The 14,320-nt window shown below is 62.7% G+C and carries 11 protein-coding genes; 7 read left to right on the top strand and 4 right to left on the bottom strand.

Annotated elements, in window-relative coordinates; genetic code table 11:
- The first annotated feature begins 39 nt into the window (after positions 1–39).
- The 5 genes from BLV07_RS37880 (at position 40) to BLV07_RS37860 (ending at position 4,879) form a co-directional block, all read left to right on the top strand.
- Positions 40–984: an ABC transporter substrate-binding protein gene (locus tag BLV07_RS37880; protein WP_091896448.1), complete on the top strand. Its 945-nt coding sequence runs from the start codon at positions 40–42 to the stop codon at positions 982–984.
- A 70-nt stretch (positions 985–1,054) separates the two neighbouring features.
- Entirely contained in the window at positions 1,055–1,828 is a 774-nt protein-coding gene (locus tag BLV07_RS37875; protein WP_091896321.1) for an ABC transporter permease, read from the top strand.
- Positions 1,825–2,610 (top strand): ABC transporter ATP-binding protein, encoded by a 786-nt coding sequence (locus tag BLV07_RS37870; RefSeq protein WP_164939435.1) that lies wholly within the window; start codon positions 1,825–1,827, stop codon positions 2,608–2,610. Before BLV07_RS37875 ends, BLV07_RS37870 begins: the two co-directional genes overlap by 4 nt.
- Entirely contained in the window at positions 2,603–3,835 is a 1,233-nt protein-coding gene (locus BLV07_RS37865) for a Zn-dependent hydrolase (RefSeq protein ID WP_091896315.1), read from the top strand. The genes BLV07_RS37870 and BLV07_RS37865 overlap by 8 nt, the downstream gene beginning before the upstream one ends.
- A gap of 120 nt (positions 3,836–3,955) precedes the next feature.
- Positions 3,956–4,879, top strand: coding sequence for a catalase family peroxidase (locus tag BLV07_RS37860; protein ID WP_091896312.1), 924 nt, complete (start codon positions 3,956–3,958; stop codon positions 4,877–4,879).
- Positions 4,880–4,906: 27 nt separating this feature from the next.
- On the opposite strand, the gene BLV07_RS37855 is transcribed toward BLV07_RS37860, so the two are convergent.
- Positions 4,907–5,839, bottom strand: a complete 933-nt coding sequence (locus BLV07_RS37855) for a helix-turn-helix domain-containing protein (protein WP_091896309.1) — start codon at positions 5,837–5,839, stop codon at positions 4,907–4,909.
- A gap of 193 nt (positions 5,840–6,032) precedes the next feature.
- On the bottom strand, positions 6,033–8,546 hold the full coding sequence (gene bamA / locus BLV07_RS37850; protein ID WP_091896306.1) for an outer membrane protein assembly factor BamA: 2,514 nt from the start codon (positions 8,544–8,546) through the stop codon (positions 6,033–6,035).
- A 297-nt stretch (positions 8,547–8,843) separates the two neighbouring features.
- Here bamA and BLV07_RS37845 point away from each other — a divergent pair, with 297 nt between their 5' ends.
- Together BLV07_RS37845 and BLV07_RS37835 are read left to right on the top strand one after the other, a co-directional pair.
- A complete protein-coding gene (locus BLV07_RS37845; RefSeq protein WP_091896304.1) occupies positions 8,844–9,212 on the top strand; it encodes a hypothetical protein in 369 nt (122 codons plus the stop codon).
- A 924-nt stretch (positions 9,213–10,136) separates the two neighbouring features.
- Positions 10,137–11,486 carry a tyrosine-type recombinase/integrase gene (locus BLV07_RS37835; RefSeq protein ID WP_244551356.1) on the top strand — a complete coding sequence of 450 codons (1,350 nt, stop codon included), beginning with the start codon at positions 10,137–10,139 and terminating at the stop codon, positions 11,484–11,486.
- Between the two features lie 937 nt (positions 11,487–12,423).
- Here the strand turns inward: BLV07_RS37835 and BLV07_RS37830 are convergent.
- Both BLV07_RS37830 and BLV07_RS37825 read right to left on the bottom strand, forming a co-directional pair.
- Entirely contained in the window at positions 12,424–13,518 is a 1,095-nt protein-coding gene (locus tag BLV07_RS37830) for a transporter (RefSeq protein WP_176946031.1), read from the bottom strand.
- Between the two features lie 504 nt (positions 13,519–14,022).
- Positions 14,023–14,208 carry a hypothetical protein gene (locus tag BLV07_RS37825; protein WP_176946030.1) on the bottom strand — a complete coding sequence of 62 codons (186 nt, stop codon included), beginning with the start codon at positions 14,206–14,208 and terminating at the stop codon, positions 14,023–14,025.
- Positions 14,209–14,320 lie beyond the last annotated feature (112 nt).

The raw sequence follows: 14,320 nt of genomic DNA, 5'->3' as shown, positions 1-14,320 counted from the left end.
CAGGACGTCAATCCATCGATCGGCAAGAGGACGACAATCATGCGTAGTTCGAAAGTATTTGTGACAATCATTGCCCTCGCGACCGCCACTCCGGTGCTCGCCGACGACGTCAAGGTCGGCATCGGCATCTCCGGATGGACCGGCTTCGCGCCGCTGACGCTGGCGAAGGAGGCCGGCATCTTCAAGAAGAATGGCCTCGACGTCACCATCAAGAAAATCCCGCAGAAGGACCGTCACCTCGCGATCGCCTCCGGCGACGTCCAGTGCGCGGCAACGACCGTCGAGACCTGGATCTCCTGGAACGCCAACGGCGTTGCGACCAAGCAGATCTTCCAGCTCGACAAGAGCTACGGCGCCGACGGCATGGCCGTGCGCAACGACCTGGCTTCGATCAAGGATCTGAAGGGCAAGACCGTCGCGGCCTCCGCGCCCGGCACCTCGCCTTATTTCGCGCTGGCCTGGATGCTCAAGAAGAACGGTCTGTCGGTGAAGGACGTCACCGTCGTCAACCTCGAGCCGGCTGCGGCTGCGCAGGCCTTCGTCTCCGGCCAGAACGATGCCGCGATGACGTATGAACCGTATCTTTCGACGGTTCGCGCCGCGCCCGACAAGGGCAAGATCATCGCGACCACGCTCGACTACCCGATGGTCATGGACACGTTCGGCTGCACGCCGAAGTTCCTCACCGAGAACCCGAAGGCCGCCAAGGCGCTCGCCGACAGCTATTTCGAGGCGCTCGACATGATCGCCAAGGATCAGGCAAAGGCCTACGAGATCATGGGCGCCGACGTGAAGCAGTCCGGCGAGCAGTTCGGCAACTCGGCGAAATATCTGCGTTGGCAGGACAAGGCCGCGAACCAGAAGTTCTTTGCCGGCGATTTCCTGACGTTCAACAAGGAGGCCGCCGAGCTCCTGCTCGAGATCGGCATCATCAAGACCGCGCCGAAGGTCGAGGACCTCTTCGACGCGAGCTTCATCAAGTAACTTCTGCAAGCTGCCGGTTCCGCCAGGAGGCGGAGCCGGCACATGATCGACTATTCGGATAGACAGTTTGATGCGTCCCCTGGATCCCGTGACATCGAAGCAACGCATGGCGTACGGCCTTGCATTCTTCGTGCTGTTCGTTGCCCTCTGGTCCTGGGCGACGCTCGGCGGCCATGTGTCGAAGACGTTCCTCGCGAACCCGCTGACCATGGTGCAGGAAGGTTATGATCTGCTAGCCAAGCAGGGCTTCGTGTACGACATCGGCATGACGGTCTGGCGCGTCGTCGGCGGCTTTGCACTCGCGGCAATCATCGCTGTGCCGCTCGGCGTGCTGATGGGGGCCTACAAGCCGGTCGAAGCGTTCCTGGAGCCGTTCGTCTCCTTCGCGCGCTACTTGCCTGCATCCGCCTTCATTCCGCTGCTGATCCTCTGGGCCGGCATCGGGGAATTGCAGAAGCTGCTGGTCATCTTCATCGGCTCGGTGTTCCAGGTCATCCTGATGGTCGCCGTGACGGTCGGAGCGACGCGGCGTGATCTGGTGGAGGCGGCCTATACACTCGGAGCCAGCGACCGCGGCATCATCCGCCGCGTGCTGCTGCCTTCCTCCGCCCCCGAAATCGCGGAGATCCTGCGGCTGGTGCTCGGCTGGGCCTGGACCTATGTCATCGTCGCCGAGCTGATCGGCTCGTCCTCGGGCATCGGCCACATGATCACCGACAGCCAGGCGCTGCTCAACACCGGCCAGATCATCTTCGGCATCATCGTGATCGGACTGATCGGCCTCCTCTCGGACTTCATGTTCAAGGCGTTCAACGCCTGGCTGTTTCCGTGGAGGCTCGCATGACGATCCTCAAGATCGAGCAGGTCTCGCGCACCTTTCCTGCGCGCCACGGCAATGCGCCGACCAGGGCGCTGGAGCCGACCGATCTCGTCATCGGCAACAACGACTTCGTCACCATCCTCGGCCCGTCCGGCTGCGGCAAGTCTACGCTGCTCCGCATCGTCGCTGGCCTCGATCGCCCGACCAGCGGGCGTGTCACGCTCGACGGGCGTGAGGTGACCGGCCCGGGCGCCGATCGCGGCATGGTGTTCCAGTCCTACACGCTGTTCCCCTGGCTGACCGTACGCGAGAACATCGCCTTCGGCCTGCGCGAGCGCGGCGTGTCGCAAGACGAGCGGAACAGGATCGCCGACGCTTTCATCCGCCAGGTCGGATTATCCGGCTTCGAGAACCACTGGCCCAAGCAGCTCTCCGGCGGCATGCAGCAGCGCACGGCGATCGCCCGCGCGCTCGCCAACGATCCGAAAATCCTGCTGCTCGACGAGCCCTTCGGCGCGCTGGACAACCAGACCCGTGCCTTGATGCAGGAGATGCTGCTCGGGATCTGGGAGCGCGACCAAAAGACCGTGTTGTTCGTGACCCACGACATCGAGGAGGCGATCTTCCTCGGCAGCCGCGTCATCGTCATGAGCGCGCGCCCCGGCCGCATCAAGGCCGAGATCCATGTGGACCTGCCGCATCCGCGTTCCTACAAGATCAAGACCACGCCGGAATTCGTCCAGCTCAAGGAGCGGCTGGTCGAGGAGATCCGCACCGAGGCGCTGAAAGTTGCCGAACATGCCTGACACCCAGCCCCGCGCCGACGGGAAGCGCGTCCTCGCCGACCTCAATGCGCTGCGCGCCATCGGCGCCTACAAGACCGGCGTGCACAAGCCGACCTTCTCCGAGCCACACAAGCTTTCGCTGGACTGGCTGGTGCGGAAGCTGCCCGACGCCGGCCTCTCGGCCGCGATCGACGGCATCGGCAATGTCTTCGGTACCTCCGCAAAACCCGGGCCGAAGCTGCTGGCGGGATCGCATCTGGAAAGCCAGAATTACGCCGGCTGGCTCGACGGTCCACTCGGCGTCGTCTATGCGCTCGAAGCCGCACGCGTGCTCAATGCCGATCCCTCGTTCAAGGGCGCGGTCGAGGTCGCCGCCTGGTGCGACGAGGAAGGACATTTTGGGCATTTCCTCGGCTCGCGCTCCTATGTCGGCCAGGTGACCGAGGCCGACGTCGATGCTGCCCGCGACCGCACCAGCGGCCGCACCATGCGCGATGCACTCGCCGAGATGGGGCTCTCGGGGCGCCCGCGCATCACCGCCCCGCCAGGCCGGCACGTCGGGTATCTGGAGGCGCATATCGAACAGGGCGACACGCTTGAAAGCGGCCGCCTCGCGATCGGCGTCGTGACCTCCATCGTTGGCATCTGGCAATACCGGATCAATTTCGTCGGCGAGCAGAACCACGCCGGCACCACCCGCATGGCCGTGCGAAAGGATGCCGGCCTGGCGCTGGCCAAATTCTGTGTCGCGATCGATGAACGTTTCCCTGATGCCTGCGGCCCGCGCACGGTGTGGACCACCGGTCGCATCACGCTCGATCCCGGCGCTCCGAGCATCATTCCGGGTGGAGCAGAAATGCTGTTCCAGATCCGCGACGACGACCCGGCGGTCATCGCGCGGCTCGAGCAGTTGCTGCGGACCATGGCGGACGAGGTCAACGCGAAGGGGCCCTGCACCGTCACCGTGGAGAAACTGCGCACCGGGGCGCCGGCCATGATGAACACCGGCTTTCAGGATGCCATCGAAGCCGCGAGCAAGGCCCTGGCCGGCGGACGATCCGTCCGCATGCCCAGCGGCGCTGGGCACGATGCGCAGATGCTTGCAACGATCATGCCCGCGGCGATGCTGTTCGTGCCATCGATCGGCGGCATCAGCCATCACTGGACCGAGAACACCGCCGATGCCGACATCGTCACCGGCGCGCAGGTGTTCGTCGACGCCTGCCGTCGCATTCTCGGCGGCTGAGCATACGGGTTGTCGCTGCCCGATCGATCGTGGCGGGATCGGGCAAATCGTGCCCGCTTTGGGAAAGACTCATGACCCGAAGCGTGCCTAGAAGCGGGGCCCGCATGCGAGAGGTCCGCCTTGTCAGAGAGCCCGAACGGCGTCGCAACACCCGCCTCCATCGTCGATGCCCTGAAGACGGTCGCCGGCAATCCGCCGAAAGTGCGCGCGAGCTTCGCCAAGGGCTGGTGTGTTCGCGGCACCTACACCCCGTCGGACCGCGCGGGGGACGTCACGAGATCGCAGAGCTTCACGAGACCGTCGCGCGTGCTGGCACGCTTCTCGGTAGGCGGCGGCAATCCTGACGTGGCTGATACCAACCGCGTGCTGCGCGGCTTCAGCTTCAGACTGGGCGACGGGGATCATCGATCCGACATCCTCACGGAGAGCGCTCCCGTGCATTTTGCAAGGACGCCCGAGCAGATGCTGGCCTTCCTCGAGGCGCGCATCCCCGGGCCGGACGGCAGGCCAGATGAGGCGAAGGTCGCAGCTTTCTCGGCGGCTAATCCCGAAACGCTCAATCAGGCGAACTATGTCGCCGCGCGCCCGCTGCCCGCGAGTTTTGCCGGCACGACTTATTGGGGCGTGCACGCCTTTCCGGCGACCAGCGCGCGAGGCGAGACGCGCTTCGTCAAGTTCAAGGTCGCCCCGGTCGGCGACGACGTCACGCTGACCGAGCAGGAAGCCGAGACGAAGCCCGCCGACTTCCTGCACGTCGACCTGAACACACGAATCGGCACCGGCGATGTCCGCTTCAACGTGATGGCGCTGCTCGACCGTCCCGGCGACCCCGTCATGGACGTGACCATACGCTGGCCGGACGAGGACAGCCGCGAAGAGGTGCGCCTGGGCACGATCGTGATCACGGGATTCGAACCGAACCAGGCTTGCGACGCGTCCATTTTCAATCCAGCCAACCTCGCCGATGGCATCGGTCATCCGCCGGATGAGATCTTTGCGGCGCGGCGCACCGCCTACGCCATTTCACTGGCGAAACGCCGTTGAGGGCACTGGCGCCCCAGATCAGCGGGCTCACGTCCCGGCGCGCAAGGCGCCGAGCGCCTCGCGGCGCCACACCGCCGGGCTGACGCCGGCAATCGAGGAAAACACGCGCGTGAAGTGACTCTGGTTGGCGAACCCGGCCGAGATCGCGATCTCCGTCAGCGGCAGGTCGCGAACGGTCATCAACTGCTTGGCGGCCTTCACCCGCTGATGAAGCAGCCATTGGTGCGGTGGCAGGCCGACGGAAATTCGAAATGCACGGGAGAAATGGCTGACTGAGAGGTCGAGCTCGGTCGCGATCTTCTGTAGCGAGAGCTTGCCGCCGAGGTCGGATTCCAGTCTCTCGCAGGCACGTTTCGCCTGCCACGGAGCGAGCCCGCCGCGGGTGGGTCCGGCCCTGCGCTGGAGCCCGCCATAAGTCTGGGCGACATGGGCAGTCAGCCCGAGCATCATGTGGTCGATGAAAAGCTGGTTGGCCTCGTCCGGCCTGCGCAGGCCTTGCTGCAGCGACGCGCCGATGTGGCGGATGATTCCGTCGTCATGGCCAACGCCGATCTGACAGTCGAGTTCGTCGATGCGCGACGCATTGCACTGCTCGGAGATGCTATCGAGTGCCGATCGCGGAATGTAGAAAAACAGCGAGTGGAACGGCTTGTCGATCACATAGCGCGGATCGCGCTTGAGATCGTAGAGATAGGTCGTACCGGCGTGGACGTCCGCCTTCATGATACACTTGCCACGCTCCCAGAGCTCGCAATCCGGGTAGTCGTGAAGCTTCAGGCTGACGAGAAAGGCGTCTTCGGCCGTCAGCGAACCGGACAGACCGGGCACCGGGCGATCATTCCGGGTTTCGGTGACCGCGAGCTCGGCGCTGCGCAGCGAGCGCGTGATCAGGGCCGGCGGCGCCTCCTTCAGACGCAGGAACTGCCCGAGCCTTTGTCCATAGGCGCCTGCCTGCGTCATCGGATTTGCCTTTCTGTGGAAGTCAGAGCGCAGGCCACAGTGTCCTGCAATTTCAGGTACGCATTATCCAACATCCGGAAGCGACTGTCCACGTGCGCGCACGAGGCGAGCTTCACACGTTTTCACAAACGCACGATCAAATGGAGCGACGTGCTTCACGTGACGAGAGAAGCGCGGTGCCGGCGCCGCATCGCTAGAACGACGTGCCGCCGCCGAACCTGAACTCCTGGACGATGTCGTATTTGCCCTTGGTGATCGGCACGGCATAGTCGAAGCGCAGCGGCCCGAACGGCGAGGCCCAGATCAAGCCGACGCCGACCGACGATCGCACCACATTGCCGTCGTCATATTGCAGCCCGCAGGTCGGACAGGCCGCCGTGTTGACTTCGCCGGTGGCCGTCCATGACGTTGGCCCCTGATAGCCCCAGAGCGAGCCGGCATCGGCGTAGATCGCGCCCTTCAGGCCGACCTCCTTGGGCAGGAACCAGAACGGCATCTGCAACTCCATCGACGCGCCCCAGTATTTCGTGCCGCCGAGCGCATCGCCGCTCGCGCCCAGGCTCCAGTAAGTGATGTCACGCGGACCGATGCCGTTCGAAGCGAATCCGCGCACAAGGTTCGGTCCCATCTGGAAATGGTCAAGCATGCGCAGATCCTGGTCGCCGATCTTGTTGAGGATGCCGCCCTGAAGGTGGATCACGCTGACGATCTCGGACACGAGCGGCGTGTAATACTTCGTGTCAATCGCAGTCTTCAGATAAGTCACATCGCCGCCGACCCCGGCGAAATCCTGCCGGAAGTCGATCAGCAACCCGTCGGTGGGGTTCTTGGTGTTGTCGAGCGTATTGTAGTTCAAGGTGTAGCCGAGCGCCGACGTCCAGGTGGCGCCGTTGGCCAGCTCTTTCCTGACCGGCAAGCTCGATTCGCCGTCGCCGTAGCAGCCGTATCCATAAACGCCGGAGTCCGTGGAATTGGTCGGGTCGACGCCGCCCAGAACATTCTTGATGTAGGCCGGCGTCGGGTTGAAGGCCAGTGACGTGTTCGATGCGCTGTTGTTACAATTATTGTACGCGCTGGAGAGCGTGATGCTCTGCTGATAGAGCGAGTAGCGGAGCTGGAGTGAGAGGTCCTCGCGCAACGCAAAGCCCAGGCGCGGAGAGAAGCCCAGCGTCGTCACGCCGTAGCTCGTATAGCTGTTCGACAATTGCTGGCGCCAATAGGTGTCGAATCCGAGCGCCAGCCTATAGTCGAGCAGGTAGGGCTCGACAAAGGATAGAGATATGCCACGCGAGTACTGGCCATAGCTGACGGACGCCTTGGCGTAGAGTCCCTTGCCGAGCAGGTTGCGCTCGGAGACCGAGACCTCGGCCAGTGCGCCATCCGTCGTGGAGTAGCCGCCCGAGATCGAGAAATCGCCGGTCGATTTCTCTTCCATGTCGACGATCAGGATCACGCGGTCACTCGACGAGCCGGGCTCGGTGACGATCTTGACGCTCTTGAAGTAATCCAGGTTCTTCAGCCGCCGCTCGGCGCGGTCGACCAGGGCGCGGTTGTAGGCATCGCCTTCCGAGAGGTCGAATTCGCGGCGGATCACGTAGTCGCGCGTGCGGGTGTTGCCGCGCAGGTTGATGCGCTCGATATAGGTGCGCGGGCCCTCGTCGATGTTGAACACGACCGAGACGGTGTGGGTCTCGAAATTGCGGTCGCCGCCGGGACGGACCACGGCGAAGGCGTAACCGCGGCGCGAGGCCTCGATCTGCATCTCCTCGGTCGACTTCTCGACCGATTCGACGTTGTAGAGCGAGCCGACGCTGACGCGCGAATAGGTGCGCAGCGAGCCTGCATCGAAATTGGGAATGCTGGAGCGGAAATTCACCGCTCCGACCCGATATTGCTGTCCTTCCTCGATCTTGAAGGTGACGAGAAAGCCCTTCTTCTCCGGATCGTATTCGGTGAGCGCGGCCACGACCTGGACGTCGGCGAAACCATGCTTGAGATAGAAACGACGGATCAGGTCGCGGTCGGCCTCGACGCGATCGGGATCGTAGATGTCGCCGCTGGCGAGGAAGCTCAGCAGGTTCGATTCGCGCGTCTTGATGACGTCGCGCAGGCGATAGGACGAGAACGCGCTGTTGCCGATGAACTCGACCGATTTGACCGAAGTCTTGACGCCCTCCTCGACCGTGAAGATCAAGTCGACGCGATTGTTCGGCTGCTCGATGATTTCAGGCGTGACGCGCACGTCGTAACGGCCGGACCGGCGATATATCTCGGCGATTCGCAGCGTGTCGGATTGCACCAGCGCCCGCGAGAAGGTGCCACGCGGCTTGGACTGGATCTCGGCCGAGAGTTGCTCGTCCTTGATCTTCTTGTTGCCCTCGAAGGCAACACGACCGATCACGGCGTTTTCGACCACCGACACCACGATGCGGCCGCCGGCCCGGTTGATCTTCACGTCCTGAAACAGGCCGGTCCCGATCAGCGCCTTGAGACCCTCGTCGACCGCCGATTGATCGAAACGCCCGCGGGGCCCCGGCCTGAAGTAGGAGCGGACCGTCTCGGCCTCCACGCGACGATTGCCTTCGACGACGATCGTCTCCACCGCCTGCGCGGCCGCCGGCCGCGGCAACAGCGCAAGCGGCAGTGAGATTGCAATCGACACGCCACTCACCGCCGCAACGACCAGCCAGGCCCGCAAAAACGACATTCCACACCTCAACAGTACCTCGCCTGCTCTGAAACGAGACGGCTGTGGCCGCGGTGTGGCTTTGAGATTGCTGTAGTGTTTCCGGTCGTTGAATTTGATTGGTTGATCAGTGGCGTGAATGTGGAGGCCACGACAAGCGCGCGGGCTGTCAATGGCAACCGACCGGCGTCGAAGCTGCCGCGCAGGCGGCTTGCCCTTGCTGACGTTCAGCAACATCGCGCAACGCCCGGATTCTTTACAGGCCCTTAAGCCGGTGCGAGAGGCGGCGACATCAGGAACCCGCAAGGATGTTTGCCGATGAACACGATTGCCATGACCAGAGCGGTGCTGGTCGCCCTTCTCGCTTCGACCTTCACCGCATATGCCGCCACCACCGGCAAGCGCGACCAATCGCGAACGGCACAAAATGCCGTTTATGAGTATGGCCCGCACGGTCCCAATCGTTCCTACCGGTCCAGTCCGCATACGCGGCTCTATGTCAGCAAGCGGTCCTGGCTGGATGGCGGGACCGAGGTGCTCCCCGGCGAGCGCAAGTTCAGCGACTATGCCTTGCCGCCGGGCGCCTCGTTCGCGCGCGAGAACAACAACCGGCCGCTCGACCGCCAGCCGTTGGGTCCTGATTCGGATTTGGGTGGATTTGCGCAGAGAATACCGATTTCGTGGTGATGGGACGCTCTCGTGTCCGTCCGGTGTACGAGCGCGCAGCGTGGCGCTCGCTCTCTCAACATTGCGAGCGCAGCGACTTGTCCGCCGAAGCCTTGGCGTAGGCGGAAGCAATCCAGAATCCCTCCGCGGAAAGACTCTGGATTGCTTCGTCGCAAGGGCTCCTCGCAATGACGGAGTATGGAGCATCGCCGTCGTCCTCCAAATGACGCTGTCATTCCCCGCGAATGCGGGGAATCCAGTACGCCGCGGCCTCTCGGTTCAATCACTGCCGTCTCGGAGTACTGGATCGCCCGGTCAAGCCGGGGGATGACGGCGCGTGTGGTCGCAGACACAGGTTCGCCTCCTCGCGGCGCTTTTCGCCCGAGCTTTGCTTCATCTCTCCACCCTCTTATCCAAGAGGGCGCAGGGAAGGCCGGGTGCCGGCTGGCACCCACGGTCCGCTGTGCGAAGGCACACGCAGAAAAACTGCACAGCGGCATACAGGTGAAGCCGAACACACGGCCTTCCCTGCGCAGTGGTCGGACGGCTTATGCCGCGCTCTCCCGGGAGCCGAGTTCCTTCTGGCCTCCCTCACCCCAGCGAAAGTCGCCGGCACCGCGCCGGTTGACACGAATGCCGCATCCGCCAGAGCTTGACCGTAGCAACGACGGCCAGGACCACACGTCTATATTTTGTCAATCGGCGAGACCCGCCGGGACTACAAAAACCCTTTAAAACAAGCCCTTTTTGTCTAGCCTGTTTCGGGACGCTTCGGTGGGTTTCGTCAAATCTAGGGCCCGGCCCTAAGTCTTTCAGCGTCCGCACGACAAAACTGAAAGGCCCAAGCCGAGCCCTTTGGTCCCAAGCCTTAGGAGCCGAAACCGAATGGATACTACCATCACCACCGCCTCCGGTGGCAAGCGCGCCCGCAATGGCAGCGTCATCTTGACCGACCGCCTCTGCGAAAAGCGCGTTGCCAAACGGACCAAAATCTACGACCGCAAATGCCCCGGCCTCTATGTCAGCATCATCCCGATAGGCATCGCCACTTTCAATTTCAAGTTCACCGACCCGGCCACCGGTAAGCAACGGTCCAAATGGCTCGGCATCTACAATCGCGAAACCTTCACCGTCGAGCATGCCCGCACCGAGGTCTATGCCCTGAGAATGCGGATCGGCAACGGCGAGAACATCGCCGAGAGCCTGCGGCAGCAGAAGGTGCTCAAGGCGCGGCGGGGCAAAACCGTTGATGAGATCATTGAGGAGCGGATCGAGTGGATGCAGACGCCGGTTCGCAAGGCGGACGGCGAGATGCGGCCCCGGCTGGAAAGTTGGGAGAACACGGCGAGCCATCTGCGCCGCTTCATCGGCCCGAAGCTCGGCCGGAAGATCGCGGCCGATGTCACCCGAGGCGACATTCAGGCGTTGTCGGACGACATCGTGGCGGGTCGGCACGGCGGCAAGCCGTCGGTCAGCAACGCGCGTCACATGCGCAAGGCGGCATCGGGCATGTTCCGGTGGGCATTGCGGCGCGAGTACATCACCGCCAACCCTTGCAGTGATCTGGAGCCGCTCGACCCGGAGCATCCGCGCACCCGCGTGCTGACCGAGGACGAGATCAGGATTTTCTGGCACGGCCTCGACCGCGACGACCTGATGGCGTCATGGGACCGGAGGACCCGGCTCGCGCTCAAGTTCGAGTTGGCGACCATGCTGCGCTCGGGCGAACTGCTCGGCGCGCACCGCAACGAACTGATCGACCTCGATGGCGAGCAACCGCGCTTCGACGTGCCACTCAAGCGGGTGAAGAAACGGCGAATGATCCAACAGCCGCTGCCGAGCCTCGCGGTGGAGATCGTCCGGGAAGCCTTGAAGGGCAACAACAAGGATTTCATATTCGCCAGCCCGCTCGACAACAAGCCGATGCACCGCAAGGCAATGGCCGACGCGCTGCGTGGCGACAAGCGCAAAGGCAAGGTGAGGACGCCCGGCATCTGCCAGTTGCTCGGGTTGAAGCCGTTCACGCCGCACGATCTGCGGCGGACAGCGGCGAGTTGGGCGCGTCGGATCGGTCAGCCGATGGCGAAGATTGCGCTTTGCTTGGATCATCGCGTGATGACGGAGGACGGCATCAAGCTCCCGCCCGTCACCGGCAAGCACTACGTGCACGCCGAGGATCGCGAGGTGAAAGAAAAACGGGAAGTCCTGCACGCGTGGGCCGCAGAACTGCGGCGGATCATCGCCGAGCCTGCACCATTGCGAGAACCGGACACCGGGCTGCGGCTCGTCGCCTGACAGCCGCGCTCTGATCGCCTGATCGTCGGCCCGATCCCGCCTCGCCGGGGTCGGGCTTTTCCAGTGGGCCGATCGCGGTAGCTGTGGAAATCCGAGTGGCAGGCGTGTGCTGCTCGCAATCCGTGCGGATATGTTGGCGATGCCGTCGCGCGTCGTGTCGCGACTGTCGCATCTGACGACGCATGACATTGCCGAGACGTATCAGTGGAAGGTGGTCGAGTGAAGGTGCGCACCTGCTGTTGCCGGAGGGGCGCCCGAAATTATCCGGATCTAAAGAGGATATGTTGCACGGCGTACAGAAATGAGATGCGATGCTGCGCAATGACCATCGCTCTCGAAGCGCGACGTTAGTGCGCAAGTCGCGCGAAAATTGCGATGCACTGAAACGGTGCACAACGCGAGGCTCAGCGTGGCATTGCCCTCAACGGCTCACCACCAGTTGACAATCGCGCGACATCAGCGGGGACGACATCCATCAAACAACCCGTCCTCAGGTATAGAAAAAGACCAGAGGCAGAAAGACGTATGTCCACCAGGCTAAGCCGGCCAATCCGGCCAGGACGAGCATATCCTCGTCGGTCATGGGGATCTCCGCCAGCAGTTTCGATTACCCACCAACGGGCGAGCGGCGGTGCGCGTTTCAATCGCGCATCAAATATCCTTCAAAGGGGAACATTTTTATGTTAGCCGCCGAGATCACAGCCGCGGACGCCGCTTAGTCGGCCGTCCGGTGGTCATTATCAGCATCCGCCACGACGCGCTGCGCTCCCTGATCCCGCCGCCGCGCCTCAATTGCCCGGCATCCAGCGATCCTCATCTCGATGCACCCACGGATACGGCGCGATCTCGCGGGTCTTGGTGGGTCATGTGCGCAGGCGGCTCAATGTGCAAACGAGGGAGCATCACCGCTAGGCAACCGCGCGGTCTTGCCATCTAGTCAAACGCTTGGTCGGCAGTATCGCGGTTCACGCTTCGATCCAATGTGGGTCAAGGCCCGAAAACAGCGGACACTCCAACCAGAGCCCGCCACGCGGGCGTCGCTTGAACGCCGTTGTAGTTGTTTACGATTGGAAATGCCGACCATCGCGTAACTTGACCAGTTATCGACCGTGAGCCGAAGGCCCGGCGAGACGAATATCGTGTTGCCGCCCGAATTCGGATCGATGACGCCGGCTATACGCTGCTTGTCATGCCACTCGCCGTTGATCTCAAGTAAGGCGTCGAGCGCCACGTGGCCGTGCGGAGCGGCGACCACCGGAGCCTTCGTGACCATTGGCGGATGGTCATGATCGGCATGCGCATAGGCATTTCGCAGATCGTGCGAGTGCGGCTCACTCGCACTCTCGCCGAAGACGCGGTAGGAAAGCGCGGCGTTGTAAAGAAAGCGGTTTCCGAGATTGGTGTTTTGCGTTCCGGTGCCGGCAGCAATCGCCAGCACATTGGCATGGAAACTCAAGGCTGGATTTAAGCGCTGGCTTAAAGCCGCACCGAAAAGCCCGTCCCAAGAGCCCGATCCCTGCTGAAATTCGGCCTCGAATAGTTCGCCAAACCTATCAACTAGGTCGGTTGTGCCCGTCGGCGCTTTGACGCCAAACAACACTGCCGCCTGCGTTCCGCTGACCTGATTATTCAGAAAGCGGTATTGGCCGAGTAAGGTGACATCGCCGAAGCCCGATGTATTGCCACGGTCACGCACCATGGCGGGAGCAGCCGGATCTTCTTGCACGGCTTCGAGGATGCCGGTGCGGCGCACCCATGGCAGGCGCACTGACACTGTGAGATCGTTGGTAAAGCCATAGGCAAACGCAACAGCGTAGCTTTCGACTGTTTGCAGACCATGGACATTGTTGCCGACGTTCGCGAGCAGCGTCGGTTCGCTCAGTTGCTTGAGCCGAAGATAATCGACGAAAGCGGAAAAAGCGAACTGCCCATCATCGAGGGTGCCAGCGCCTATCGTCAAGATACCGCCGGAACCACCGATACCGCCGATGCCGGGATGATGCGCCGAGGCGGCACTCACGCCGATGGCCATCGATGCGACTACCGCAGCGAACCGGACTAGGTTTGTCATTTTTCCGCCCCGCATTTTGCGCCGCTACGCGCTACAGATGCTTCATGGCAAGGCGCTCGTCAAATCGCTGAGCCCGGGGTACAGGGCAATCCCGGTGATCCTGACCCCCGATGAGGAACGGGACGTTCGGATGCGCGCCCGTGGGACGAGGCGAAGGCATTGCAGCGACCGTTGCCGGATGACGCGCTCAAGATCATGGTGCGCGGGGCTGAGAAGGAAGATAGGGTGGCGGCCTGAAAATTGGTCGAGCTTTGACTTCTCATCTGATCCTTGAGGTCGCCGCGCGCAAGCGCCGTGCCCTTCCGCCGTCTACCAAACCCCGAGAGCCATCAAAAAGGCAATGATGAGGGACGAGCCGCAAGCGACTATGACAGTATAACATTCGGGTGTGTTCATTGTTGTTGCCTCCCGAGCCATCGCCGCTTGATAGTTATTGCGGCATCGAGGAGAGCCATCGCGGCCGCTTCAATTCGGCGCGCCGTAACTGATTTCGTGCTGCGTGTCTGTCCTGCCAAGACTGCCCTGATCAGCTCGATCATAATCGGCTTCTAGGCTTTCAGGATTTTGTCCCGCAATCAGAAGCTGCTTCCGCATTTCAGCGAGGCGGGCGCGGCAGTATTCGCGGTAGAGCAGGTCGAATATGGCGGGCATGGAGGCCCCCACCGTTTGAGTATCGCTATGAGATATTCCACCACGGATTTTCGGATAATCTTAGCCCCAGCGATGGCTGTCCGATGTGAGCCCATCCACAGGCTGCGCCAAT

Source organism: Bradyrhizobium sp. Rc2d (assembly GCF_900099855.1).
GTDB lineage: Bacteria > Pseudomonadota > Alphaproteobacteria > Rhizobiales > Xanthobacteraceae > Bradyrhizobium.
This window is presented reverse-complemented; position numbering and strand designations above follow the sequence as displayed.